Source organism: Paenibacillus pectinilyticus (genome assembly GCF_001700435.1).
In the GTDB taxonomy this organism is placed as follows: domain Bacteria; phylum Bacillota; class Bacilli; order Paenibacillales; family NBRC-103111; genus Paenibacillus_E; species Paenibacillus_E pectinilyticus.
In genome coordinates this window covers 31,848-56,585 of the sequence record NZ_LYPC01000009.1, presented here as the reverse complement: position 1 = coordinate 56,585, position 24,738 = coordinate 31,848, and the positions used below count along the sequence as shown (strand labels likewise).

The following is a 24,738-nucleotide window of genomic DNA, read 5'->3' as shown; positions in this document are numbered from 1 at the left end:
AGAGCATTCGTGCTCGAAGTATACATGTTCCCGTTCCAAGTGCACCTGAATAGCGATCTCGCCCTCACTTCCCGTTCAAAAACTGCTCAATCCCATCCGCGATCCCTGAAGCCAGCTTTTGCTGATAGGCAGCATCGGACATGAGCTCGTCCTCCTCGGGATTCGTCATGAACCCTATCTCTACGAGTGCTACGGGTACCTTCGACCAGTTGAATCCGCTGAGATCATCCCGCGCGGAGAGACCGCGCCCTTTCGTGCCTGTTGATTGCTGCAAGCCGGCAAGCAGCAAGCCTGCTGCCTGACGACTTTCAGCAGCTATCGGCTTCGTTGCACCTTGCGATGGCGACGGGTACAGCACAGAGAACCCCTTCGTACTCGCCGAGCTATCCCCGTCAGCGTGGATACGTACAACTAGCGCAGCGCCCTCATCGTTCGCCATATCCGCACGCTGCTTGTTACTGATGTCCACGTCATGCGTCTCACGTGTCATCGTAACCGGGATGCCTCTCTTCAACAGCTCTGCCTTGAGCAGCATGGATACTTCCAGATTGAGCACGTATTCTGGCTTCTTCGTGCGAACGCCGACCGTTCCGGAGCTGACTTTCGCTTTCGTTTCCCGCGTGTCAGGCCCGACCAGCTCAGGCTCGTTGTTGCCGACCCGCTGATGCCCGGGATCGATCATCACGAGCTTGTCCGTGCGGGGCACGATCCGCTCTGCTGCCGGAGCAGCCGTCGCAGACGGGACGTGTGACGCCGCAGGTGTTGCCGTCGGCGAGGCCACTGCTGCTTGGCTTAGCGAAGCCTCCGCCATCGGCGACGCAGTTGCACCTCCAGACGCAGGTGCGGCTGCTGTCGCTGCGGGTGTGCTTCCAGCAGCAACGGCGCTCACCTCCGTTGCTGACATAACAGCTTCTCCTCCAGGCGAAACTGCCTTTTGCGGAAGCTTGGACGAACAAGCAACCATCACGACGACTAGCATCAGCACCGCTGCTAGGAGCAGCACTCTTTTAACAAACATCGATCATTCCCCCATCTCTCTATATGCTGCATAAAAAAAATCCACAAACACAAAACTAACCCTACCATACGTATCCATTTGGGAGGTTCTGCAATGCTGGCACTCTGGCGTTATATCACTCAGCACTGGCTGTCGATTGCCCTAATCCTCGGCGCGCTGCTCGCTTGCTGGTATGTCTACAAGAATAAAGACAAGTACATCCGCGGCTGGAGTAATAAGTAGATGGATAACCTACAGCTATTTCTGAGCTATCCCTCTTATTATCGGACTTAGATGGAAATCTTACAGCTATTTCTGCTTGTTTTCGCCATTTCGACCAAATCGCCTTAAATGAACTGGAGGAAATCCAGCTAATCGCGGAAAATCCGTGAATTTCACAAAATTAGCTACATAAAATCCATCTATCCGGAGGGGCTGTGTTGGTCAACAACTCATGGCGTATGGTGACTTATTCCCTCGTCGCTCCACTTCACCTAGTTCCCTCCAACATGCAAAAAACACAGCCCCCTGCGCACGCCCCCAATCGGGTTTCGCTTCTAAGAGGACTGTGTTTTTGTGTTGGTCTAGCTCGTTCTAGCCGTTCTAATCGTTCATCTACAACCTATTTCAATGCCTTCATCGCAATATCCGTCCGGTAATGCTTACCTTCAAAATGGATCCGATCCGCATCCGCATAAGCCTTCTGACGAGCTTCAACGATATCTTTGCCAAGGCCAGTGATCCCAAGCACGCGTCCACCGTTGGTGACGATTTGACCGTTCACATCAACCGCAGTACCCGCGTGGAACACGAGGGAATCCTGCACTTGATCAAGTCCTGTAATTGGCAGTCCTTTCGGATACGGCCCTGGGTATCCTGGTGAAGCGACAATCACGCATACTGCAGCTTGTTCGCTCCACTCGATCGGCTGCTCAGCCAATGTTCCGTTGTTGATCGCTAGGAAAATATCGAGCAAATCCGTCTTTAATCGCGGCAAAATCACCTGCGTCTCCGGATCACCGAACCGCGCGTTGAACTCAATTGTTTTTACACCGTTAGGAGTCAAAATCAGACCCGCATACAGCACGCCTTTGAACGGACGGCCTTCTGCTACCATGGCATCCGCCGTAGGCTGAACGATGTTCACAAGTGCTTCCTGCACGATGGACTCTGGAATATGCGGCAGCGGGGAATACGTCCCCATTCCGCCTGTATTCGGTCCTTTATCGTTATCAAATACCGGCTTATGATCCTGCGAAGGCACCATCAAACGCACCGTTGAACCATCAACGAACGCCAATAACGACATTTCTTGTCCTATCAGGAACTCCTCGATCACGACGCTCGCGCCTGCCGATGCCCCAAATACCTGACCCACCATGATGTCTTTCAGCGCAGCTTCCGCTTCTTCCATCGTTTGCGCAACCGTAACGCCTTTACCAGCGGCTAAGCCATCTGCTTTGATGACGATTGGCGCTTTCTGTGAGCGCAAATAAGCCAGTGCCGGCTCATACGCGTCAAAAGACTCGTACGCAGCTGTAGGAATGCTGTATTTTTTAAGCAACTGCTTCATAAACACTTTGCTGCCTTCGATGATTGCAGCGTTGGCGCGCGGACCGAATGCTGCAATGCCTTTCGACTCCAAATGATCTACCAAACCTGCCGCTAACGGATCATCAGGCGCGACCATGACCAAGTCAATCGCTTGCTCCTTGGCAAATGTGCTGATCTCATCGAATTGAAGCTCCGTAATCGGTACGCATTCCGCTAATCCGGCAATCCCGCCGTTTCCTGGTGCGCAGAACAGTTTGCTGATTTTCGGGCTTTTGCTGAGTGCCCATACAATGGCATGCTCGCGTCCGCCACGTCCAATAACTAATACACGCATTCTGGAAACCCCTCTCATGGGGAATGCCCACGGTCCACTTACGAATCGTGAGCATTCTCAATTGTTTTAGTGTTTAAAGTGACGAACGCCTGTCATGACCATCGCAATGCCATTTTCGTTAGCAACGCGAATGGATTCTTCGTCTTTGATGGAGCCGCCTGGCTGAATCACGGCAGTGATGCCGGCTTTTGCTGCCATTTCGAGCGTGTCGCCCATCGGGAAGAATGCGTCGGACGAAAGGACGGAGCCTTTGGACTTCTCGCCAGCTTGCTCGATCGCGATTTTCGCTGCGCCGACACGGTTCATTTGACCAGCGCCTACGCCCACAGTCATATCGTCAGCCACGAGTACGATGGCGTTAGATTTAACGTGCTTAACTACTTTCCATGCGAAAAGTAATTGCTTCATCTCTTCTGCTGTCGGTTGACGCTCGGAAACGACTTTCAGATCTGCTTCTGTCAATTGGTAAGCATCGCTAGCTTGTACCAGCATGCCGCCTTCCACTGTTGTAATCACTGGCTGGGACTCACGACCAGCAATCGTATCCAAACCAGCTACTTTGAGTAGGCGGATGTTTTTCTTTTTAGCTAGAATCTCAAGTGCTTCTGGTGTAAAATCTGGCGCGATGACGATCTCCAAGAAGATCTCATGCAGCAATTGTGCTGTTGCTTCGTCAATCGCACGGTTCGCAGCAACGATACCACCGAAGATGGACGTTGGGTCTGCATTGTACGCTTTCGTGTAAGCTTCAAGCACGTTCGTACCGATACCCACGCCGCAAGGGTTCATGTGCTTAACGGCAACAACCGCAGGCTCGCTGAACTCTTTGACAATTTGCAGGGCTGTGTTCGCGTCATTGATATTGTTGTACGATAATTCCTTACCGTGTAATTGTTCAGCCGTTGTGATGTTGCCAGCAGCCGCATTCGGCGTGCGGTAGAACGCTGCGCTTTGGTGCGGGTTCTCGCCGTAGCGAAGCTCTTGCATTTTCTCGTACGTTACTGTGTAACGCTCTGGGTAAGGCTCGCCTTGGAGGCCAGTCAAATAGTCGCCAATCAAAGCATCGTAAGCACCTGTGTGACGGAACACTTTCGCTGCTAGACGTTTGCGCGTCTCAAGCGTAGTGTCGCCAGTCTCTTGTACTTCTTCCAACACTTTCGCATAGTCCGTCGTGTCGACGATAACGGAAACGAAAGCATGGTTTTTCGCTGCGGAACGAAGCATGGTAGGTCCACCGATATCGATGTTCTCGATCGCATCCTCGTACGTCACATCTGGCTTCGCAATCGTTTCTGCAAAAGGATACAAATTCACGACAACGAGATCAATGTACTCTAAGCCAAGCTCTTTCATGCTTGCTTGGTGCTCCTCGTTGTCACGAACAGCTAGAAGTCCGCCATGTACGTTCGGGTGAAGTGTTTTCACGCGGCCGTCCATGATTTCTGGGAATCCTGTAACCTCGGAAATACCGATGACCGGTACCCCTTTATCCTTCAACAAACTAAGCGTACCGCCTGTGGAAATGATTTCGACGCCCAGCTTCGACAGCTCGCTCGCGAATTCAACGATGCCCGTTTTATCGAAAACGGAAATCAGTGCTCTTTTGATTGCCACTATGCTTCCTCCTTAGGGAATGGGTTTGTATGTGAATGAAATGAATGTATGAGTGAGTGAATGAATGAATTGTTTCAACATTACCGTTCCGCATTGTTGTAAACGTTAGTGCTTATTGCGAAAGTTCGGTGCGATTTCCGGCGCATACCCGCGTAATAAGCACCTCTAGCTTGCTTATTGCTTCCGAATGCGTGATTTATCGCACATTAAGACCACCGTGAGTGCTTATTGCCCGAATCCGGTGCGACTTCCGGCGCACACTCGCGTAATAAGCACCTCTAGCTTGCTTATTGATTCCGAATGCGTGATTTATCGCACATTAAGACCACCGTGAGTGCTTATTGCCCGAATCCGGTGCGACTTCCGGCGCACACTCGCGTAATAAGCACCTCTAGCTTGCTTATTGATTCCGAATGCGTGATTTATCGCCCATTAAGACCACCGTGAGTGCTTATTGCCCGAATCCGGTGCGACTTCCGGCGCACACTCGCGTAATAAGCACCTCTAGCTTGCGTATTGCTTCCATATTCGCGATTCTTCGCGCATTAAGACCACCGTGAGTGCTTATTGCGCGTGTCCGGTGTAATTTTCCGGTGCGGATTCCGGCGAGGCATCTCCTCCTCGCCGCAAACCCTACAGCCGCACGCTAACCCTGCGGCCGTCCAAGCTCACGCGGCCCTCGCGCAGCCACCGCACAACCTGCGGCAGCAGCACGTGCTCAGCCGCATGGATTCGCTCCGTGAGCGAATCGGCCGTCTCGTGCTCGTGGATTTCCACGGCACGCTGAGCGATGATCGGGCCGGAGTCCAGCCCGCCATCAACGAAATGCACCGTGACGCCGGTCTGCTTCACGCCATACTCCACAGCCTGTTCCACAGCGCGTACGCCGGGGAACGAAGGCAGCAGCGACGGATGAATGTTAATCATCCGCCCGAAGAAAGGCTCAACCAACACATTCGTAATGATCCGCATGTAGCCTGCCATCACAACCAGATCGACCTGGCGATCCTGCAGCTCTTTCAAAACAAGCGTCTCGTACGCCTCGCGGCTTGCGTATTCTTTCGGGTTGAAGGCAAACACAGGCACCTTCGCTTCCTTCGCACGCTCAACCACGAACGCCTGTGGGCGATCACAGACAAGAAGCTCGATGCTAACATCAAGCTTCCCCTTCTGTACTTGATCTACGATGGCCTGGAAATTCGAGCCGCTGCCCGAAGCCATAACCGCAATGCGATAAGGCTGCATTAAACGTCAGCTCCTTGGAACGTAACGACACGCTCGCCTTCAGTTATAACGCCTAAACGATAAGCTTTCTCGCCTTGCGCTTCTGCTGCAGCAATCGCTTTCTCTGCATCGTCAGCTGCCACGATCACTACCATCCCGATCCCCATGTTGAATGTGCGGAACATATCATTGTTCGTGATGTTACCCACACGCTGCATCAAGGAGAAAATCGGCAGGATAGGCCATGATCCATATTGAATGTCCACGTTCACGCCATCAGGCAGAACCCGCGGAATATTTTCGATGAAACCGCCGCCTGTAATGTGCGCCATGCCTTTGATCGCTACGTCTTCCAACATAGCTAGAACTGGCTTCACATACAGCTTCGTTGGCTCAAGCAGCACGTTACCTAGTTTGTCACCAAGCTCTTCCACATGCCCTTGAAGGGTATACCCGTTATCTTCTAGCAAAAGCTTACGCACAAGCGAGAACCCGTTACTGTGCACACCGCTTGAAGCTAGTCCTAGCACGACATCTCCAGGACGGATCGTTGTTCCGTCGATGATCTTTTTCTTGTCGACGATTCCAACCGTAAAGCCGGCAATGTCATACTCCCCTTGTGCATACATGCCCGGCATTTCCGCCGTTTCGCCGCCGATTAGTGAGCAACCTGATTGCGCACAACCGTCAGCGATCCCTTTAATAATCGCTTCAATTTTCTCTGGAATGACTTTGTCACAAGCGAGATAGTCAAGGAAGAACAATGGCTCTGCGCCTTGAACGATAATATCATTCACGCACATTGCAACTGCGTCGATCCCAATCGTATCATGCTTATCCATGGCAAAAGCGATCTTCAGCTTCGTGCCTACGCCGTCCGTACCGGAAACGAGAACAGGTTCCTCATACTTGTCTTTGTTCAAGCTGAACAGCCCGCCGAAGCCTCCGAGATCTGTTAACACCTCAGGACGGAAAGTCCGTTTTACGTGCTTTTTCATCCGTTCTACTGCTTCGTTCCCCGCCGCGATATCGACGCCAGCCTTTTTGTAAGCATCCGACACTGACCAACACTCCTTAGTTTGTCTATGTATGGGGAGGTCGTTAGACCCCCTCTTTCTCTTTGTTACCTGAACCGCGACGCAACTCAACGCATCTACGGAATCAGTTATTAATCACAAGCACAACCGATCTTCGTCACATCAACGATTTCGGTTGGATAGCTGTTATCGAAACAAGCTGTACAATAGCCGCTCTCTTTGCCAGCGGAACCTTGACCGATTGAATCCAACAATCCATCCTTCGTCAGAAAATGAAGCGAATCCGCGTTGATGGCCTTGCGAATTTCTTCAATGGAATTCATCGCCGCGATGAGCTCTTTGCGGTCCGGCGTATCAATACCGTAATAGCATGGGTTCATAAAAGGCGGCGAAGAAATCCGCACATGCACTTCCGTTGCCCCTGCTTCACGAAGCAGGTTGACGATGCGTAAGGACGTTGTCCCGCGAACGATGGAATCATCGATCATCACGACACGCTTGCCTTCGACCACCTTGCGAACGGCGCTCAGCTTCATTTTAACCCCTTGCTCACGCAGCTCTTGGCTTGGAATGATGAACGTACGACCTGTGTAGCGGTTCTTAATCAGACCCAGCTCATAAGGAATACCCGTTTGTTCCGCAAAGCCAATCGCCGCCGAAATACTGGAATCCGGCACGCCGGTTACAATATCCGCATCCACGAACGCTTCCATCGCTAGGCGTTTACCCATCCGCTTACGAGCGGAGTGAATATTCACCGTATCGATGTCGCTGTCAGGACGAGCGAAGTAAATGTATTCCATCGCACATATCGCACGCTTCCCACTCTCAGTAAAACGTTCCGAACGGAAGCCATCACGATCAATCACAATGATCTCGCCAGGCTGCACATCACGGAAATAGGTTGCCCCAACCGCATCAAATGCACATGTCTCGGAAGCGAATAAGTAAGCTTCTCCGAGACGGCCGATCATGAACGGACGTAAGCCGTTCGGATCAAGTGCAGCAATCAATTTATCTTTGGTAATAATGAGGAAAGCGAAACCGCCGATGACTTGATTCATCGCATCTTTCACAGCATCCACGATATCATCATGCTCCGAGCGAGCGATCAGATGCGCCATAACCTCGGTATCACTAGTTGTTTGGAAAATGGAACCCTTCCGCTCCAGTTCACGCTTGATAATGTTGGCATTATCCAGGTTCCCGTTCGTCGCAATCGCTAGATCGCCCTCACGGTATTTGAACACGAGCGGCTGCGCATTCGCCAACTTGCTCTCGCCTGCTGTTGAATAACGAACATGAGCGATAGCCGTTGAACCCGTGAGTGGATGCAAATTATCATTTGTAAAAACTTCCTTCGCAAGTCCCATCCCACGGTAATAGTTGAATTTACCATCATCGACCGTACAGATGCCAGCACTTTCCTGTCCACGATGCTGAAGGGCATGCAGCCCATAATAGCACAGCGAGGACGCGTCGGGATGACCGTACACCCCGAACACACCGCACTCCTCATTCAGCTTATCGAACAATCCGCCTTGGCCGCCGATACCTTCGTTGTAATATTCGCCTGTCCAAAGCTCGTGCTGCCCATTTGCAAGTTGAACTTGCGGAGCCGCAGGAAGCTTCAGGGCCTTGGATTGCTTCACGCCATTAGACATGGAATCGCATCCTTCCAGACTTTCGCCAGCTCACTTATCGGAGACTGGAGACGCTGTTCGTTATTGATTTTGACAGTCAGGTCTGAGCCTGTAACTGTTCCGATTTCTTGATAAGGTACGCCTTGGGAAGCGATCCAATGTTTAAGCGCATCAGCCTTGGCAGGCGTAGCACTTAGAACGATACGAGATTGCGTTTCACTGAACAAAGCGAAATCAGGACGAAGATCAGACGCTACATTCACCGATGCGCCTACGTTTCCGCTGATACAGCTTTCTGCAAGTGCTACAGCCAAGCCGCCTTCAGACAAGTCATGCGCAGAAGCAACCAGACCTTCTTGAATCGCTTTAAGCACTGTGTTTTGTAGAAGTTTCTCTGTTGCCAAATCCAATTCAGGTGGACGGCCTTCAGTTACGCCATGAATTACATATTGGAATTCGCTGCCGCCGAGCTCCGCTTTCGTCTCGCCTAGCAGGATAATGATGTCGCCTTCGTTTTTGAAGCCTTGTGTCGTGATGTGATCCACATCATGGATAAGACCAACCATCCCGATAACTGGTGTAGGGTAAATAGCCCCTTTGGAGTTCTCGTTGTAAAGTGAAACGTTACCGCCGATAACTGGCGTATCCAAGAAGCGGCAAGCTTCTGCCATACCGTCTGTGGATTTCTCCAGCTGCCAGAAGATTTCCGGCTTGTCAGGGGAACCAAAGTTCAGGTTATCTGTTACAGCAAGAGGCTCCGCACCGGAACAAACGATGTTACGCGCTGCTTCGGATACTGCGATACGTCCGCCCACTTCTGGGTCTAGGTATACGTAACGTCCGTTACAATCCGTTGTCATCGCAAGACCTTTGCGCGTACCGCGGATTGTGACTACGGCTGCGTCCGAACCTGGACGCACAGCTGTTTCTGTACGAACCATGTAGTCATACTGGTTGTAAACCCACTCTTTGCTCGCTACCGTCGGGGACGCGAGTACAGATTTCAGCGCTTCCGTCAACTTCGTTACCTCTGGGTAACGTGTTGTATCGATCGCTGCGCTTGCTTCGTAATAAGCCGGCACTTTGCTTGGCTTATTGTAAACCGGGCACTCGTCCACGAGTGCGCCTACAGGCATGTTCGCCACGACTTCACCGTGGTGAATCAGCTTAAGGAAACCGTCGTCGGTTACCTTACCGACTTTCGCACAATGCAAGCCCCAGCGCTCGAAGATGCCTTTCGCTTGCGCTTCATCCTTCGGCTCAACAACGAAAAGCATACGCTCTTGGGACTCAGACAGCATCATTTCATAAGCTGTCATGCCTTCTTCGCGTTGTGGAACTTCATCCAGGTACAGCTCCATGCCGTTACCTGCTTTACTTGCCATCTCAGCGGAGGAACATGTAAGGCCCGCTGCACCCATATCTTGAATTCCGAGCACGATGCCGGAATCGATTAACTCTAAACAAGCTTCTAGCACGAGCTTTTCCATGAACGGATCGCCCACTTGAACCGCTGGACGCTTCGCTTCGGATTCAGCTGTTAGTTCCTCGGATGCGAATGTCGCACCGTGGATACCATCGCGGCCTGTTGCCGGGCCCACGTAGAAGACTGGGTTGCCAACACCTTTGGCAACACCGCGTTGGATCATGTCGTGGTCGATGAGACCCACGCACATTGCGTTAACGAGCGGGTTCCCCTCATAGCTCTCATCGAACATCACTTCGCCGCCAACTGTTGGAATCCCGATACAGTTACCGTATCCAGCGATACCGGAGACAACGTGCTCGAACAAGTACTTCACACGATCGTTTTCCAATTTACCGAAACGCAAGGAGTTCAATAACGCCACTGGGCGTGCGCCCATGGAGAAAATATCACGAATAATACCGCCCACACCTGTCGCCGCGCCTTGATAAGGCTCGATTGCGGAAGGGTGGTTATGACTTTCTATTTTGAAAACAACCGCTTGGTTGTCTCCGATATCTACAATCCCTGCACCTTCACCAGGTCCCATTAGAACGCGAGGTCCTGTAACTGGGAATTTGCGAAGAACGGGCTTGGAATTTTTGTAAGAACAATGCTCGGACCACATTACACTGAATACACCGATCTCAACGTAGTTCGGAGTACGTCCAAGGAAACCACAAATTTTCGCAAACTCCTCGTCGGTTACACCCATTTGCTTGTAAATCTTCTGTTCCGCGATTTGTTCCGGGGATGGTTCCTTAGCGGATAGCTGCTGCGTCATGTTTTTCCCTCCAAGCACTTAGAATTGATGTAAACATTTTCTTACCGTCAGCGGAGCCTAGAATCTCATGAATGGCACGCTCTGGATGGGGCATCATACCCACTACGTTCCCTGCTTTGTTGCTGATTCCTGCGATATCATCAAGTGAACCATTCGGGTTATTACCCGCTTCGTAACGGAACACGATTTGGTTGTTTTCTTGCAATTCTTTCAATGTAGCTTCGTCACAATAGTAGTTGCCTTCACCGTGTGCGATCGGAATCGTGATCAATTCACCTTCGGCATAGTCACGTGTGAACGCCGTCGTGTTATTCTCCACTTTCAGAACCGTTTGGTGGCAGCGGAATTTCATGCCGTTATTGCGCAGCAAAGCGCCTGGCAGTAAGCGAGCTTCCGTTAAGACTTGGAATCCGTTACAAATACCTAGAATGTATTTGCCTTCTTCTGCAGCCTTCACAACAGCCTTCATCACGTTCGTAAATTGCGCAATCGCTCCGCAACGCAGGTAATCCCCGTAAGAGAATCCTCCTGGTACTAGGATACAATCGTATTTGGACAAGTCGCCGTCCGTATGCCATACATAATCAACAGGTTGTCCAATGCTATCTTCAATTGCTTTATACATATCGATATCGCAATTCGATCCTGGGAACACAAGAACCGCAAAATTCATGGTATTTCCTCCTAAAAGTTTTGCATAGTTAAGCTTGCTTACTTCCTCTAATTACACCAATTCGTAGCGGTAGTCTTCGATAACTGTGTTCGCAAGCAGCTTCTCGCACATTGCTTTCACGCGTGTTTCTGCTTCTGCTCTGTCCGTCGTACCTAGTTCAAGCTCCAAATATTTACCGATGCGTACTTTGCCTACTTCTTCAAAGCCCATGGAGTGAAGCGCTCCTTGTACAGCTGTTCCTTGCACGTCCAATACGTTTTGTTTAATCGTTACATAGACTGTTGCTTTCATCCTGAAATCGCTCCTCAGCGTTATTTTAGTCAACCAAGCGGTGCAAAATTTCTTTATATCGGTTCGAAGTCTCTTCCACGACTGATGCTGGAAGCTCGTCCGGTTCACTATTTTTATCCCAACCTGATCCCGCTAAGTACGTGCGAACAGGCTCTTTGTCCATGGAATCGATCTCGATATCCAAGGCATATTTATCTTCAGACCAATAACGGGAAGAATCCGGTGTAAAAATCTCATCAATAATAATAAGTTCACCCGCATAAAAACCGAATTCAAACTTCGTATCCGCTAAAATAATGCCTTTTTGCTCGCAGATGGAGTGCGCCAGCGTGTACAGCATGATGCTGCGCTCTTGCAGGGCGTAGGTCAACTCTTCACCCACAAGTTCTTTCATTTGAGCCAGGGAGATGTCTTCATCATGACCAACATCATTTTTCGCTGCAGGCGTGAAAATCGGTTCCGGCAAGCGTTGGTTTTTACGTAAGCCTTCAGGCAGTTTAAGACCGTTAATTTCCCCGGTTTTCTCGTACTGTCTCCAGCCATTCCCCGTGATGTAGCCACGAACCACGCACTCGATGGAGATGCGGTCCGCTTTTTTCGCCACGATGATACGCTCTTTCAATAGTTCGCGATCCTCAGCGCTAGGAATAATCGCATGAAGCTTCTCCACGTCGGTGTGGATGATGTGATTGTTCATATAACCGCTGGTTACACCGAACCAGTACTTGCTGAGTGCATTCAGTACATATCCTTTATCCGGAACGCCTGGTTTTAAAATGTAATCAAATGCCGAAATCCGATCCGTTACCACGATCAAAAAGCTATCGCCTAGATCATAGAGTTCACGAACCTTGCCTTTGTGCACCAGAGGCGCATTAATCATTTCTTCTGCTGTACCCACGATACCCTGTAACACGAACCTCACTCCTTCCTGCTCCAATGGACTTTCTATTTCAAACCTAAACGGTCAAAGATCGTGCTTACGTGTTTCAAATGCCAGCTCGGATCGAAGCAATCTGCGATTTCTTCTGGGCTTAACACTTCTGTGATCACGGATGCATTCTCCACGATTTCACGGAAAGAACGTTGCTCTTCCCACGCTTGCATCGCTCTCGGCTGTACCGTATCGTACGCTTGCTCACGCGCAAAACCTTTGTCGATCAGCTTCGTCATCACGCGGCCGGAGAAAGGAACATCATACGTGCTGCGCATGTTGCGTTTCATGTTCTCAGGGAACACCGTTAGGTTCTTGATGATGTTACCTAGACGGTTCAACATGTAATTTAGCAACTGTGTTGCATCTGGTAAAATAATACGCTCAACGGAGGAGTGCGAAATGTCGCGCTCATGCCAAAGCGTTACGTTCTCGTATGCGGACACCATGTGGCCACGAATCACGCGGGAAAGACCGGAAATGCTCTCGCAACCGATTGGGTTACGTTTGTGCGGCATTGCGGAAGAACCTTTTTGACCTTTAGCAAACGGCTCTTCAACCTCGCGGAACTCACTCTTTTGCAGAGCACGGATTTCAGTTGCAAATTTGTCCAAGGACGTCGCTACCAAAGCTAAAGTAGCCATGTATTCAGCGTGACGATCACGTTGCAACGTTTGCGTGGAGATTGGCGCTGCTTTCGTGCCAAGCTTGCCGCACACATATTCTTCAACGAACGGATCGATGTTCGCGTACGTTCCTACAGCTCCAGAGATTTTACCGAATTGCACACCATCAGCGGCAAAGCGGAAACGCTCCAAGTTACGTTTCATTTCCTCGTACCATAGCGCCATTTTCAAACCAAACGTCGTTGGCTCTGCATGCACACCATGCGTTCTGCCCATCATGGCTGTATCTCTATGTTCAATCGCTTTATTGCGAAGGATTTCGATGAAGTTTTGAATGTCTTTGTCCAAAATTTCGTTCGCTTGTCTTAATAAATAGCCTAATGCTGTGTCGACAACGTCTGTGGACGTTAAGCCGTAGTGAACCCATTTGCGCTCAGGCCCTAGCGTTTCGGAAACCGCTCTTGTGAAGGCGATCACGTCATGGCGCGTTTCTTGCTCGATTTCATAAATACGATCGATGTTGAAGCTTGCTTTCTCACGCAATACCTTCACATCTTCCTTAGGGATAACACCAAGCTCAGCCCAAGCTTCGCAAGAAAGAATTTCAACTTCTAACCAAGCGTTAAACTTGTTCTCTTCGGTCCAAATGCGTGCCATTTCAGGGCGTGTGTAACGTTCAATCATGTTCCGTTCCTCCAATAAGGTTCTTTTACTTACTTTCCCAAATGCCTGTCTGTTCTATCCAAGTCAATGCTTTCGCAACATCGTCTGTTAAAAGATTAAAGTGACCCATCTTGCGTTTCTCTTTGGCTTCTTTCTTGCCATATAGATGAAGCTTCGCGCTGACTCCCAAATCTTCGTTCTCTAGGAAGCCTGGCTCAGCTAGTCGATCGTGCAGCGGCGCAATGTGTTCACCCAGCAGATTAACCATGACCACCGGTGTGATCAGTTCTGTTGAACCGAGAGGCAAGTTGCATATCGCGCGCACATGCTGCTCGAACTGTGACGTCCGGCATGCTTCCATCGTGTAATGCCCGGAATTGTGCGGGCGTGGCGCAAGCTCATTGACATATAGCTGACCATCCTTGGTTAGGAATAGCTCAACCGCGATGAGCCCGATCACACCGAGAGACTCAGCGATACGAATCGCCAATTCTTCGGCTGCCTTCTGCACGGGCACAGGAATACGTGCCGGCACGATGGATTCGTGCAGAATATTATGTACATGTATATTTTCAGCAGCAGGAAATGCTTTGACCTCGCCGCGTGGACTTCTAGCTGCAATAACAGATAATTCTTTGTCAAAATGAATGAATTGTTCGAGCACCAGCTCGGTTTTGGCGCGGCTTAGCGTTTCGTAGGCTTCATGGACTTCATCCAACGAGCGAAGCACCCACTGTCCTTTGCCGTCATACCCGCCGGTAGCGGTTTTGAGTACGCATGGCGTACCGAAGCGTTCTGCCGCTTCTCTCAGGTCAGCCTCGCTGGTGATTTCCGCGTAAGGTGCAACAGGCACGCCTGCGGCTTCTATCGCTCTTTTTTCACGAAGACGGTGCTGTGTCGTGTATAAAAGATGGCTGCCCTGTGGAACATAGGACTCTTCCATCAAAATGTTGGTCACGTTCGCATCCACATTCTCGAATTCGTACGTGATGACATCCGACCGTGCCGCAAGCCTTCTGGCTGCTTCCACATCGTCGAAATTCGCTTGAATCTGATCGGCTACTTGACCGCATGGTGCGTCTTCTGTCGGATCAAGCGTCACGAAGCGATATCCCATGTTGCGTCCGGCTAACGTGAGCATACGCCCTAATTGCCCACCGCCGAGGATGCCAATCGTGCCTCCTGGCTGGATGACCTTACCGCTTGTAGCTTCACTCATAACTGGTCACTGCTTTCTAATACCGTTTGTGTGATGCGCGCCCGGCGTGCTTTCACCTTCGCTTGAATCTCTGGGTCAAAAGCGCCTAGAATTTGCGCAGCAAGCAAGCCCGCATTCGTTGCACCCGCATGCCCAATTGCAACCGTTGCAACAGGAATGCCGCCTGGCATTTGAACAATAGAAAGCAGCGAGTCCATACCGTTCAACGTAGACGTTTTGACTGGAACACCAATAACCGGAAGCTCTGTTTTGGCTGCTACCATTCCTGGTAAATGCGCCGCACCGCCTGCTCCGGCAATAATTACTTGTAGGCCACGCTCGATTGCGGAAGCCGCATAGTCGAACATCAAATCCGGCGTTCTATGCGCGGAAACGACCTTTTTCTCATAGGCTACGCCCAGTTCGTCCAACATATCACAAGCATGCTTCATCGTTTCCCAATCCGACTGGCTTCCCATAATAACACCAACACGTACCGTCATCACAAACCTCTTTCTGAAAGCCGACTTATAATCATTTCATACGCTAAATAAAAAATGCCCAGAGCTAGAATTCTTGATTCTATACGCTGGACAGCAAAAGAACCGAATGCAAAAAGACCATCATCTTCCTATGGTTCCCCTCATTCGCTTCCTCGTAGTCCAAAAATTCATGGTTTTTGGGTAGAAACTTTCAGGCCTTATCCCTGATTTTATACGAGTTGATTCGACATTTTCAATTGGTGCGGGTTCATTTCCCGCTTTCCTAGTTTACTACCAACTGACGTATCATGTCAATTTGAAAAAACGAACGATTTTATGTTAATTCTTTTGAATAGTTCGCTTTTAAGGCATATTTTCGATCTTTTCGTCCGTTGAAGACCACGGTTACGTTTCTCAACATCTCAATATAAGGTTTGCTTTCTCCGAAAACGTCAAAATCGTTCGTGTTGAGCGTAATATTTTTCGACAATGAGAGGAAAGTAAAAAGAGACGAGCCTGAGAGGCTGTCTCTAGATTTTTTATTTCATTCAGAATAGATCGCTACCCATCACGAACAAATCGCCGCTTCATATCGCAGGGAGGCTCCGCTAACCGTCGATTCATTCACTAATCCGAGCTGTTTAAACACGTGCAGCGTGCTGCTCACTGTCATCGCATTCAGATGCGGGTACTCACCGGCCATCGCTTCACAAATGTCTTTCACCGTCGTGTAACTCTCCTGTGCGTACAGAAACGCAAGTAACGCGCGCCGCTGCGGAGTTAGCGGGATATTTCTCGCCCGCATCCGCTGTAACGCTAGATTCAGATCATGTTTAACCATTAGGGAACCTCCTCTTTTCATTGTGCAAAAGAATATATTTACCGCTTCAAATGTTGCACATAACTCGAAATATCTACGTTCAAACCTGCCGCGAGGCTCTCGCCTAAATTGGCGTCAGCGCGATAGAAGTTGCAGATCGCCATAAGCTTCGACTTCTCGTGAACGGAAGCCAGATCACCGATCAGATTGGCAAGGAAATTCGCTTGCTCCAGCTCGCTAAAGCTGCGATACGTGTCGCCGGCTTGAGCGAAATCATTCGTTTTGGCGATTTTTTGCCTAACGACGGATGAACCTTGCAACGGAGCACTGCTGTCGCGGTATTCTGGTGCCTCCTTCGGTGCATCCGCATGACGTGTCGGCTCATAGTTCACACTGCCAGACTGCGGCTTCATTTGCATCGCGCCGTCGCGTTGATTGTTGTGCACCGTCGCATACGGGCAGTTCACCGGGATTTGCAGGTAGTTGGCACCTAGGCGGTGCCGCTGCGTATCCGGATAAGAGAACAATCTGCCTTGCAGCAGCTTATCTTCCGACGGCTCAATGCCAGCGACCAATACGCTTGGCGCAAATGCCGCCTGCTCCACGTCCGCGAAGAAGTTCTGCGGGTTTCGATTTAACGTCATCGTCCCTACCTTCTGTAACGGGATGAGATCTTCCGGCCACAGCTTCGTTGGATCCAGCGGGTCGAAATCATACGCATCCAGATCTTCTGGCTGCAACAACTGCACGTGCAAATCCCATTTCGGGAAATCTCCGCTAGCGATATGATCATATAAATCTCTTGTCGCATGCGAGAAATCTTCGCCTTGTACAGCCGCAGCTTCCGCTTTACTCAAATTGCGCACGCCTTGATGCGGCTTCCAATGATATTTCACATACACATAATTCCCCACGGCATTGATCCATTTAAACGCATGGACACCGAAACCGTTCATTTCACGGTAATTCGCGGGCGTACCATAATCAGAAAACACCCAAGTCAGCATATGCGTCGATTCCGGAGTCAGTGACATGAAATCCCAATAACGATCCGGGGTCTGTACATTCGTGTCCGGAGCCGGCTTTAAGGAATGCACCATATCAGGGAATTTCATCGCATCGCGAATAAAGAAAACAGGAAGATGATTGCCGACCAAATCGTAATTGCCTTCTTCTGTGTAAAATTTCACCGCAAAGCCGCGCGGATCGCGTGCTGTTTCGGGTGACCCCTGTCCGTGAATCACGGTGGAAAAGCGAACAAACACCGGTGTCTCTTTGCCCACCTCACCTAGGAAGCCCGCTTTCGTGTACCGTTTCATGGCATTCTCCACCACAAAGGTTCCAAATGCTCCCGCTCCACGCGCATGAACCACACGCTCTGGAATACGCTCACGGTCGAAATGTGCGATCTTCTCTAATAAATGATAATCCTCCAAAAGCGTCGGGCCATTCTGGCCTGCTGTCCGTGAGTTCTGGTTATCGCCAACTGGCGCCCCTTGATTCGTTGTTAAATGGTTAGATGTCATCTGCATTCTCCTTCTCAGCTATAAGATTTAGGGATGATCAACATTCTTATTTATAATTATTATAATATAGTATTTATTTTAGTTTAAATGAGAACCATTGTCAACAATCCTATGGGATCATCGTGAAAGCCCCCACAGCAAGGAGAATAGACTATCGAATACGTGTGAGTGGCTTTTAATCACCAACAGGAATGAAAGTTCTATAACCGAATTACTGCTTCTTAAAATAAAAAACCGTCAGGATCGCTGATCCTGGCGGCATAGGCAAGCTTAGCTTGCTTATATATTCGAATACTTGCGTATTTCGTATGATAAGACCTCCGCACGTGCTTATTACCTGCAAACAGCGAGAATCGCCGCGCATTTGCGAATATAAGCACACCAGGATAGCTAATCTCGTTCATATCCAAGGATACGAGACGAATAAGCGATTCCCGTTGTCTTATCCCCGGTTCCGAAAATCGGAAGAACGGTGGTGAAACGGTGCCAGGGTTACGGGTTCTGGGTTCTGGGTTCTGGGTTCTGGGTTCTGGGTTCTAGGTTCTAGGTTCTGGCTTACGGGTTTCGGGTTTCGGGTTTCGGGTTTCGGGTTTCGGGTTTCGGGTTTCGAGTTTCGAGTTTCGGATTACGAGCTTCCTGTGTTCCATCATTCCGCCATGCGCGTAAGCCACAACGCGCGCCCAGCATCCGCTCGCGTTATGACCTAGTAACTCCCCCCTACGCGTTCGTCGGATCCCAGCCATCTTCGCCGGCCAAGACATATCGGGCCGTCCACCTCGCCGCGTCCACCGTACTCAGCGACGTCGCCCACGCGATACGTTCACCGCTTACAGCGCCTGGCCCCACATTGCCAACCTCGCTATACCTAACCTCATCTATCGGTTCCTGTTCATTCCAACGGTCCCAGCCCTCCGCTTTAATATGCGGCCCTAACCAGCAATCTAGGAAGGCCGTCTTCGCATAATTCCGCCAAGGCCTCCCTAATCCAACTGATTGTTCGGGTGCCTCCCCAGTCAGCTTACATCCCCGAAAAACATACCCGAATGGCACATCCTCTGGGGTGGAAGCCGCCGTGACCCAACCGCGGCCCAACGACCGGATCTCGCAATCCTGAAAGACCGCCGTCGCGGAGCCGAAAATGAAGTCAATGTCGCCTTCCAAATAGCAGCGCTCATAATACTGGCGCACCGCTCTTCTTGGCACATCGTCCCTTGGGCCGCCAAAGCTGGCGCGGTCCCGCGGCTCCGGTGGCAACGGCCCTGTAAACAGCGTGTCCTGATGTCCAAGGAATCTGCACCCGCGAAAGACGACGCAGTCTCCGTCGACATAGGCAGCTAGCGCCTGCCCAACGACCTCGCCTTTCCCAGCGGAGTTCTCAAACGTGATCCCCTCCACCGTAATATGGTCCCCACCAATATAAGCCGTGTACGAATGAAACGTATGATACGGCTCGCCGTTCGGGAACAATTTATTCGCATAATCGTCATACGTAATGACCGTCGTTTCCGCCCCATCGCCAACCAAACGAATCCACGGGTTATCGATATAAATCTTTTCTTTATAAGTACCGCTTTTAATAAGAATAGTTATCGGCTTCATCCGCCCTTCGGGCACGGAATCAATCGCCTCTTGAACCCGAAGGAAATCCCCGGTTCCATCTGCGGCAACGGTTATCATGATTTATCCACCTTTCGGCTTGCGTGGTACGCATCAAATTGACGTTGAATTTCAGTCATCACATGATTCATTCCCGCATCTTTTAATTTGGCTCTAAAGCTTGCCATCGTCGCTGTCCAATCCACTTTCGCATCATACAAAAGCGGTAAATACTCCGTAATGATCACATTAAGCTGCGCAATTTCCGATTTGATCGGAGCTAGATCGGGCACAAAGCCCAGCGTTGGCGAGACGATCGCTTCCTTATCCCAATTTCGCAGCTGCTTGCTGTACGCGGGGGAAATATATGTACTAAACCGGGCAAATCGGATATCGTTCCACGTCCAACTGATGGGGTTATAGGCATGCTTAGGATCAATCCCTTCATACACGATGGCCTCATCCTTCAGCTTATAATTCACATCCTTGATCCCGTAGGTGAAGAGGTCATAGTTCTCCTGACTGCTTCTCAGCCAATTGAGAAAGGCAACAGATTCATTCACATGCTGACTGGTCGAAAAGACAGAGAGAATATTGTCCGCTCCGGTAAATAAGTACTTCGGCTTCTCGGGGTGCAAATACACATTTTCCAGCTCTCCGTCTGGGTACATCGCTTTGAAAGCATCAATTCGCTCTGTTTGCTTCATGACGACACTCCAGGTAGCGGCAATTTTGCCCGAGTTAAAAGCTAGCTCTGGATCTGGATACTTCGATGTATCCGAAGGGCCGTAAGGAATATAGCCCTTCTTCTGCCATTCGTGCATCTTCTCCATGATATGAAGGAAAAAGTCCGATTCATACGTATCTCTTACCTTTAGCTCAGGATCCGCCGGATCGATATACACAGGCGCATTCAGATAGCCGCCCGCAAAAAAGGCCACATCGCCATACTCTCTAAGCAAGAAACGCCCCGTATCGTAAAAATAAGGCGTAATGGTCGGTTCATTCACATGAATCGTCTCCAAATACGTATCCATATCGGCAACCGTCTTGATTTCGGGCAAGCCGTATTTTTTCCTCAGATCACCACGAATTTGCACGAAGCTTTGAAACTCGGCAATCGGCATTACCCGCGGTATCCCATAAATATGGCTATTAATCGTGACGCCTTGGAACGCATAATCCGGTGTACTCGCCACAATGGCTTGCCCGTAATCGCGAAGTGCATCATCTAGCGGTGCTAATACTTTCTTCGACACTAAATCTGCTATATTCGAGAATGCCGATAGCGCAATATCGTAAGGCTCACCGCTTGCGGCGTTTAGCCACAGCTTATTCCAATACTGATCGTACGGAATATACGTAAATTCGAGCTTAATAGGCAAACCGTCCTTAGCCAGCTTAGCCTCAACAGCTTGTATGACTTCATCTTGGGCGACAGGCTTCTCCAAGGGAAACAATAAGTGCAGCGTCGTCGGCTGTATGCCTGTCTTCGACTTCTCGGGTGATGCTGTCGATGTGCGCCCCGGGCCTCCGCCCTTCCCATACATCAACGCCACAACAATAAGTACGCAAGTCACTAGCGTAAGCAGGAGATAGGTGGATCTTTTCATCACGGAAACCTCCTTTATTCGCCGCAACAAACGGATAAACACAGCAGCCCCATCAGAGGCTGCTGTGTTTGACATCGAACGACGATCCTTGTTTATTTCTTACTAGCTGTTACATAACGGTCATATTGTGCCTGTCTGCCTTTGATAACGTCCTCAACGCCCATGCTCTTCAAGGACTTGATATAGCTATCAAATTTATCCAAACTTTCCTTGCCCGTTATAAATTTAATATTCATTTCATTCACATACGTTGTGATATCCGGCATGACTGTGTTCTCTTTGTCCGCCTCTTCTTTGAGCGCGTACACGAATGGGAACGGTGCCTTAATATATTTTTCCATCTCTTTATCAATTTTAGCATGCCATGGGGCTACCAGTACATCGGTTGCTTCAACAGACTGCTCGATCGGTAAATTGGTAGGATTGATACCAAATTTCTGAATGAAATCGTTATCCTTGCCTTTCTCCGTAAATTGTTTTTTGCCATCAACCACATCGTACGTTTGCCCTTTCAGACCCCATACATACATCTCTTTGGACTCTTCACTGCTCGCATAATCTAAGAATTTGAACGCGAGCTCTGGATCCTTGGCATTTTTGGAGATCCCGAATATACCTGTAATTGGGTTTCTTCCTGTGTAGAATTGATCTCCATGCGGCCCTTTGAATGGCGCAATCCCTTTAATCAACGGTTTCGTTGGATCATAATCCTTGAACAGCTTGCTGTACACCATGGAGGTATACCAACTGAAGTTAAACGTAGAGCCCGTAATATTTTGCGAAAACTTCGACGTGATCTGATCCGCTGTGACGCTGGCGAAATCCGACTCCAACAATCCTTCTTTATAGAGGCCATTTAAGTAGGTTAAATATTCCTTATAGTTGGGCTCATAGTAGCTATAGTGTACCTTGCCGTCCTTGTCCGCATAGAAATTGTTCGCTAAATCCAAGCCAAATACAGGACCAAAAGCACTGGCCAGCTGATTAGGTGCAACCGTGAACGGGATTTCATCCTGTTTCCCATTGCCGTTCGGGTCATCCGTTTTGAACTTGCGCAGCATATTCGTGAACTCATCCAACGTCGTTGGATCCTGTAACCCTAGCTTATCTAACCATCTCTGGTTCACCATAAAGGTAGGCATATAGTTCTTCGTAACGGCCAACTGCGGTAGATAGTAAATCTTACCATCTGGCGTCGTTAGGCTCGCTTTCAACGCGGGGTATTTCTCGAACAGCTTCTTGATGTTCACGCCGTACTTATCAATGTAATCATTAAGCGGTTTGAACAAACCACCCTGAATATTTTTCATCGTCTGATCCAGATCTAGCTGATAGATCACATCGGGCAGATCGGCGCCCGCAGCAAGTCTCGGACTAATCGCATCCTGATACGTGGACGGAGGAAGTAGTTCCCAGTTCACTGTAATGCCTGCTCGTTTACTGAGCTCTTGCACGATAGGCGCTTGATTCAAGTCGACATTGTTCGTCCAAGCGTTCGTTGCGAGGATTTTGAGCGAGCCCGCTTTATCCGTTATTGGCCCTGTTCCTGTATAAGCGAAACCTGCAGGTGCAGCTGTAGCGCTCGCATCCGGTTTCTTCATTGAGGTATCTGTGCTAGCGGTAGGCGACGTCGACCCTTCACTTGTACAGCCTGCTGCTAGTAGTGCGAATAAAGCCGTGATCAAAGACAAACTTGCTGTGGTTTTAAGTGTTTTTTTCATCTTCGTAACCCTCCCCAAATGGTTGAAACTTAACTTTTTATCCAGCAAAGGTATCGCTACCCTTTGACTGCACCGAGTGTGATACCGCGCACGAAATATTTTTGGATGAACGGATAGATTGTAATAATGGGTAAAATGCTGACGACAATCGAAACGTAGCGTACCTGCAGCGTCGAAACTGCAAGCGCCTTAGCCGCTGTTTCGCCCCCCATTTTCTGCATAATTTCAGGCGAGGCCATAATGAGCACTCTCCGGAGAAAAATTTGCAGCGGTTGCAGCTCTGCCTTTCCCAGATACAGGAGCGCATTGAAGAAATCATTCCAATGTGCGACGGCATAGTACAGGGTCAGCACCGCGAGTGTGGGCTTTGTAAGCGGTATCGCAATGCGGAATAGCAAGGTGAAATCCTTTGCCCCGTCCATGTTCGCACTCTCAAATATTTCGTTTGGAATATTCTCGAAGGCTGATCGCAAGATCATGATGTTAAACGTGCTGACCAGCACAGGCAGGATCATGGCCCATCTGGTGTTGTAGAGCCCCAACTCCGTGATCACCATGTACAGGGGAATTAACCCGCCAGAGAAATACATCGTGAACGCGATGTAGAAGTTCAGCTTTCTTCGGAGGAAGAACGTCTTCCTCGAAAGCGGATAAGCCGCCAAGCAGGTGGCTGCCAGATTGAAGATCGTCCCGACGACGGTATACCAAATCGTGTTGTAGTACGATTTCCATAATTCCGAGTAGCCCAGCACCATTTTGTAACCATCGAAATTTAGATCTACTGGTAAAAAGGTAACTAGCTTATTGTCTATGGCTTGCACGGAGCTCATCGAGATGCTCACGACATAGATAAAGGGGTACAAAGTGACAATGATGGCTAAAATAACAATGCTGTAAACGATTACATAAAAGCTCCGGTCCGTCCATGACTTCACCATGAGGGCCTCCTTTCTTGCAGCGGTGCTACCACAGAGACATATCGTTCACACGACGACTCGCTTGGTTGGCCGCATACACTAAGATGAAACTAATGACGGAATTGAATAACCCTACCGCTGTGGCAAAGCCGAAGTTCTGTGACTCTATCCCTTGTCTGTACACATAGGTCGAGATGACGTCCGCCGTTTCGTAAGTCGCTCCATTGTAAAGCAGGTACACCTTCTCGAAATTCACACTCATAATGCCGCCGATGGAGAGCAGTAGCAGGATGACAATCGTTGGCTTCAAGCTGGGCAGTGTTAGGTGCCACACTTCTTGGAATTTGTTAACGCCATCAATCTTTCCGGAATCATACATTTCCTGGTCAATCCCCATAATGGCAGCGATGTAGATAATGGAGCTAAAGCCGAAGCTTTGCCAAACACCCGACACCGTAAAGATCGAACGGAACCATTCAGGGGCCATCATGAAATTTATTTTGGCCATACCGAGCGAGGCTAGCATCGTATTCACGATACCGTCCGTCGGAGACAGGAAGTTAATGATCATTCCCGCGATGACAACGGTCGAGATGAAATGCGGCAAGTACGTCACTGTTTGGGCAAAACGCTTGAAGAGCCCATTCTTGATTTCAACGACGCATATCGCGAAGAAGATCGGGATGGAGAATCCGATGACCAGCGGATAAAACGCCAGTAAAAAGGTGTTTCTCAGCAGCCGCCAGAAATACCGAGAATGGACGAATTGGCTTAACCATTTGAGCCCTACCCAATCGCCTCCGAAGACACCATGACCTGGGGTGAAATTTTTGAAGGCAATGAGAATTCCCGGCATGGGTAAATAACAAAAGATGAGATAGTACAAAAAGACCGGTAAAAACATCAATAGAAGCAATTTATCTCTGCGAATCAGCTTGATCAGCAGCGGCTTCTTATCCCCCACTATGTCCAGCTCCTTTCAATCAGTAATCCTATAAGTAAATTCTAGCGCATAAGCGACTTGGC

Annotated in this window: 22 protein-coding genes and 1 riboswitch; of the genes, 1 reads left to right on the top strand and 21 read right to left on the bottom strand. The window is 49.6% G+C overall.

What is annotated here, in order from left to right; all coding sequences use genetic code 11:
* Nucleotides 1–64: 64 nt before the first annotated feature.
* A complete protein-coding gene (locus tag A8709_RS02150) occupies nt 65–1,018 on the bottom strand; it encodes an N-acetylmuramoyl-L-alanine amidase family protein (RefSeq protein ID WP_084224603.1) in 954 nt (317 codons plus the stop codon).
* Between the two features lie 93 nt (nt 1,019–1,111).
* On the opposite strand from A8709_RS02150, the gene A8709_RS35375 reads away from it, so the two are divergent.
* Nucleotides 1,112–1,240, top strand: a complete 129-nt coding sequence (locus A8709_RS35375) for a hypothetical protein (protein ID WP_279615838.1) — start codon at nt 1,112–1,114, stop codon at nt 1,238–1,240.
* Nucleotides 1,241–1,619: 379 nt separating this feature from the next.
* Here A8709_RS35375 and purD read toward each other — a convergent pair whose 3' ends face one another.
* The 20 genes from purD to A8709_RS02055 all read right to left on the bottom strand — a co-directional run bounded on the left by purD (nt 1,620) and on the right by A8709_RS02055 (nt 24,676).
* The gene (gene purD, locus A8709_RS02145) at nt 1,620–2,885 is read right to left on the bottom strand and encodes a phosphoribosylamine--glycine ligase (RefSeq protein ID WP_065850558.1); all 1,266 of its coding nucleotides are present in this window, start codon (nt 2,883–2,885) and stop codon (nt 1,620–1,622) included.
* 66 nt (nt 2,886–2,951) lie between these two features.
* On the bottom strand, nt 2,952–4,499 hold the full coding sequence (purH, locus tag A8709_RS02140; protein WP_065850557.1) for a bifunctional phosphoribosylaminoimidazolecarboxamide formyltransferase/IMP cyclohydrolase: 1,548 nt from the start codon (nt 4,497–4,499) through the stop codon (nt 2,952–2,954).
* A gap of 633 nt (nt 4,500–5,132) precedes the next feature.
* Nucleotides 5,133–5,744, bottom strand: a complete 612-nt coding sequence (purN, locus tag A8709_RS02135; protein ID WP_065850556.1) for a phosphoribosylglycinamide formyltransferase — start codon at nt 5,742–5,744, stop codon at nt 5,133–5,135.
* A complete protein-coding gene (gene purM, locus A8709_RS02130) occupies nt 5,744–6,784 on the bottom strand; it encodes a phosphoribosylformylglycinamidine cyclo-ligase (protein WP_065850555.1) in 1,041 nt (346 codons plus the stop codon). Before purM ends, purN begins: the two co-directional genes overlap by 1 nt.
* Before the next feature lie 107 nt (nt 6,785–6,891).
* Nucleotides 6,892–8,424: an amidophosphoribosyltransferase gene (gene purF, locus A8709_RS02125; RefSeq protein ID WP_084224602.1), complete on the bottom strand. Its 1,533-nt coding sequence runs from the start codon at nt 8,422–8,424 to the stop codon at nt 6,892–6,894.
* Nucleotides 8,409–10,652: a phosphoribosylformylglycinamidine synthase subunit PurL gene (gene purL, locus A8709_RS02120; RefSeq protein WP_065850554.1), complete on the bottom strand. Its 2,244-nt coding sequence runs from the start codon at nt 10,650–10,652 to the stop codon at nt 8,409–8,411. The genes purF and purL overlap by 16 nt, the downstream gene beginning before the upstream one ends.
* Nucleotides 10,630–11,325, bottom strand: a complete 696-nt coding sequence (gene purQ, locus A8709_RS02115; RefSeq protein ID WP_065850553.1) for a phosphoribosylformylglycinamidine synthase subunit PurQ — start codon at nt 11,323–11,325, stop codon at nt 10,630–10,632. The genes purL and purQ overlap by 23 nt, the downstream gene beginning before the upstream one ends.
* A gap of 51 nt (nt 11,326–11,376) precedes the next feature.
* Complete coding sequence (gene purS, locus A8709_RS02110) at nt 11,377–11,616, bottom strand: phosphoribosylformylglycinamidine synthase subunit PurS (RefSeq protein ID WP_065850552.1); 240 nt, start codon at nt 11,614–11,616, stop codon at nt 11,377–11,379.
* Between the two features lie 25 nt (nt 11,617–11,641).
* Nucleotides 11,642–12,499: a phosphoribosylaminoimidazolesuccinocarboxamide synthase gene (locus A8709_RS02105; protein WP_065850630.1), complete on the bottom strand. Its 858-nt coding sequence runs from the start codon at nt 12,497–12,499 to the stop codon at nt 11,642–11,644.
* A 65-nt stretch (nt 12,500–12,564) separates the two neighbouring features.
* Nucleotides 12,565–13,860, bottom strand: a complete 1,296-nt coding sequence (purB, locus tag A8709_RS02100) for an adenylosuccinate lyase (RefSeq protein WP_065850551.1) — start codon at nt 13,858–13,860, stop codon at nt 12,565–12,567.
* A 25-nt stretch (nt 13,861–13,885) separates the two neighbouring features.
* Nucleotides 13,886–15,058, bottom strand: a complete 1,173-nt coding sequence (purK, locus tag A8709_RS02095) for a 5-(carboxyamino)imidazole ribonucleotide synthase (RefSeq protein WP_065850550.1) — start codon at nt 15,056–15,058, stop codon at nt 13,886–13,888.
* Nucleotides 15,055–15,540, bottom strand: coding sequence for a 5-(carboxyamino)imidazole ribonucleotide mutase (gene purE, locus A8709_RS02090; RefSeq protein WP_065850549.1), 486 nt, complete (start codon nt 15,538–15,540; stop codon nt 15,055–15,057). The genes purK and purE overlap by 4 nt, the downstream gene beginning before the upstream one ends.
* A gap of 135 nt (nt 15,541–15,675) precedes the next feature.
* Nucleotides 15,676–15,777, bottom strand: a riboswitch (purine riboswitch).
* Between the two features lie 310 nt (nt 15,778–16,087).
* Entirely contained in the window at nt 16,088–16,360 is a 273-nt protein-coding gene (locus A8709_RS02085) for a Fur family transcriptional regulator (RefSeq protein ID WP_065850548.1), read from the bottom strand.
* A gap of 38 nt (nt 16,361–16,398) precedes the next feature.
* On the bottom strand, nt 16,399–17,865 hold the full coding sequence (locus A8709_RS02080; protein WP_208607625.1) for a catalase: 1,467 nt from the start codon (nt 17,863–17,865) through the stop codon (nt 16,399–16,401).
* A 221-nt stretch (nt 17,866–18,086) separates the two neighbouring features.
* Nucleotides 18,087–18,269 (bottom strand): hypothetical protein, encoded by a 183-nt coding sequence (locus A8709_RS34855; RefSeq protein ID WP_141692389.1) that lies wholly within the window; start codon nt 18,267–18,269, stop codon nt 18,087–18,089.
* A gap of 313 nt (nt 18,270–18,582) precedes the next feature.
* A complete protein-coding gene (locus A8709_RS02075) occupies nt 18,583–19,542 on the bottom strand; it encodes a pectinesterase family protein (RefSeq protein WP_141692388.1) in 960 nt (319 codons plus the stop codon).
* Nucleotides 19,539–21,074 carry an ABC transporter substrate-binding protein gene (locus A8709_RS02070; protein WP_065850546.1) on the bottom strand — a complete coding sequence of 512 codons (1,536 nt, stop codon included), beginning with the start codon at nt 21,072–21,074 and terminating at the stop codon, nt 19,539–19,541. Before A8709_RS02070 ends, A8709_RS02075 begins: the two co-directional genes overlap by 4 nt.
* Nucleotides 21,075–21,166: 92 nt before the next feature.
* Complete coding sequence (locus A8709_RS02065) at nt 21,167–22,795, bottom strand: extracellular solute-binding protein (protein ID WP_065850545.1); 1,629 nt, start codon at nt 22,793–22,795, stop codon at nt 21,167–21,169.
* 56 nt (nt 22,796–22,851) lie between these two features.
* Nucleotides 22,852–23,733, bottom strand: a complete 882-nt coding sequence (locus A8709_RS02060; protein WP_065850544.1) for a carbohydrate ABC transporter permease — start codon at nt 23,731–23,733, stop codon at nt 22,852–22,854.
* Nucleotides 23,734–23,758: 25 nt separating this feature from the next.
* Nucleotides 23,759–24,676: an ABC transporter permease gene (locus A8709_RS02055; protein ID WP_065850543.1), complete on the bottom strand. Its 918-nt coding sequence runs from the start codon at nt 24,674–24,676 to the stop codon at nt 23,759–23,761.
* Between the last annotated feature and the right edge of the window lie 62 nt (nt 24,677–24,738).

Coding starts and splice junctions, on each gene's coding strand:
- A8709_RS02150 (WP_084224603.1), bottom strand. CDS start 1,018: ATGTTTGTTAAAAGAGTGCTGCTCCTAGCAGCGGTGCTGATGCTAGTC.
- A8709_RS35375 (WP_279615838.1), top strand. CDS start 1,112: ATGCTGGCACTCTGGCGTTATATCACTCAGCACTGGCTGTCGATTGCC.
- purD (WP_065850558.1), bottom strand. CDS start 2,885: ATGCGTGTATTAGTTATTGGACGTGGCGGACGCGAGCATGCCATTGTA.
- purN (WP_065850556.1), bottom strand. CDS start 5,744: ATGCAGCCTTATCGCATTGCGGTTATGGCTTCGGGCAGCGGCTCGAAT.
- purF (WP_084224602.1), bottom strand. CDS start 8,424: ATGTCTAATGGCGTGAAGCAATCCAAGGCCCTGAAGCTTCCTGCGGCT.
- purL (WP_065850554.1), bottom strand. CDS start 10,652: ATGACGCAGCAGCTATCCGCTAAGGAACCATCCCCGGAACAAATCGCG.
- purQ (WP_065850553.1), bottom strand. CDS start 11,325: ATGAATTTTGCGGTTCTTGTGTTCCCAGGATCGAATTGCGATATCGAT.
- purS (WP_065850552.1), bottom strand. CDS start 11,616: ATGAAAGCAACAGTCTATGTAACGATTAAACAAAACGTATTGGACGTG.
- A8709_RS02105 (WP_065850630.1), bottom strand. CDS start 12,499: ATGATTAATGCGCCTCTGGTGCACAAAGGCAAGGTTCGTGAACTCTAT.
- purB (WP_065850551.1), bottom strand. CDS start 13,860: ATGATTGAACGTTACACACGCCCTGAAATGGCACGCATTTGGACCGAA.
- purK (WP_065850550.1), bottom strand. CDS start 15,058: ATGAGTGAAGCTACAAGCGGTAAGGTCATCCAGCCAGGAGGCACGATT.
- purE (WP_065850549.1), bottom strand. CDS start 15,540: ATGACGGTACGTGTTGGTGTTATTATGGGAAGCCAGTCGGATTGGGAA.
- A8709_RS02085 (WP_065850548.1), bottom strand. CDS start 16,360: ATGGTTAAACATGATCTGAATCTAGCGTTACAGCGGATGCGGGCGAGA.
- A8709_RS02080 (WP_208607625.1), bottom strand. CDS start 17,865: ATGACATCTAACCATTTAACAACGAATCAAGGGGCGCCAGTTGGCGAT.
- A8709_RS34855 (WP_141692389.1), bottom strand. CDS start 18,269: ATGAACGAGATTAGCTATCCTGGTGTGCTTATATTCGCAAATGCGCGG.
- A8709_RS02075 (WP_141692388.1), bottom strand. CDS start 19,542: ATGATAACCGTTGCCGCAGATGGAACCGGGGATTTCCTTCGGGTTCAA.
- A8709_RS02070 (WP_065850546.1), bottom strand. CDS start 21,074: ATGAAAAGATCCACCTATCTCCTGCTTACGCTAGTGACTTGCGTACTT.
- A8709_RS02065 (WP_065850545.1), bottom strand. CDS start 22,795: ATGAAAAAAACACTTAAAACCACAGCAAGTTTGTCTTTGATCACGGCT.
- A8709_RS02060 (WP_065850544.1), bottom strand. CDS start 23,733: ATGGTGAAGTCATGGACGGACCGGAGCTTTTATGTAATCGTTTACAGC.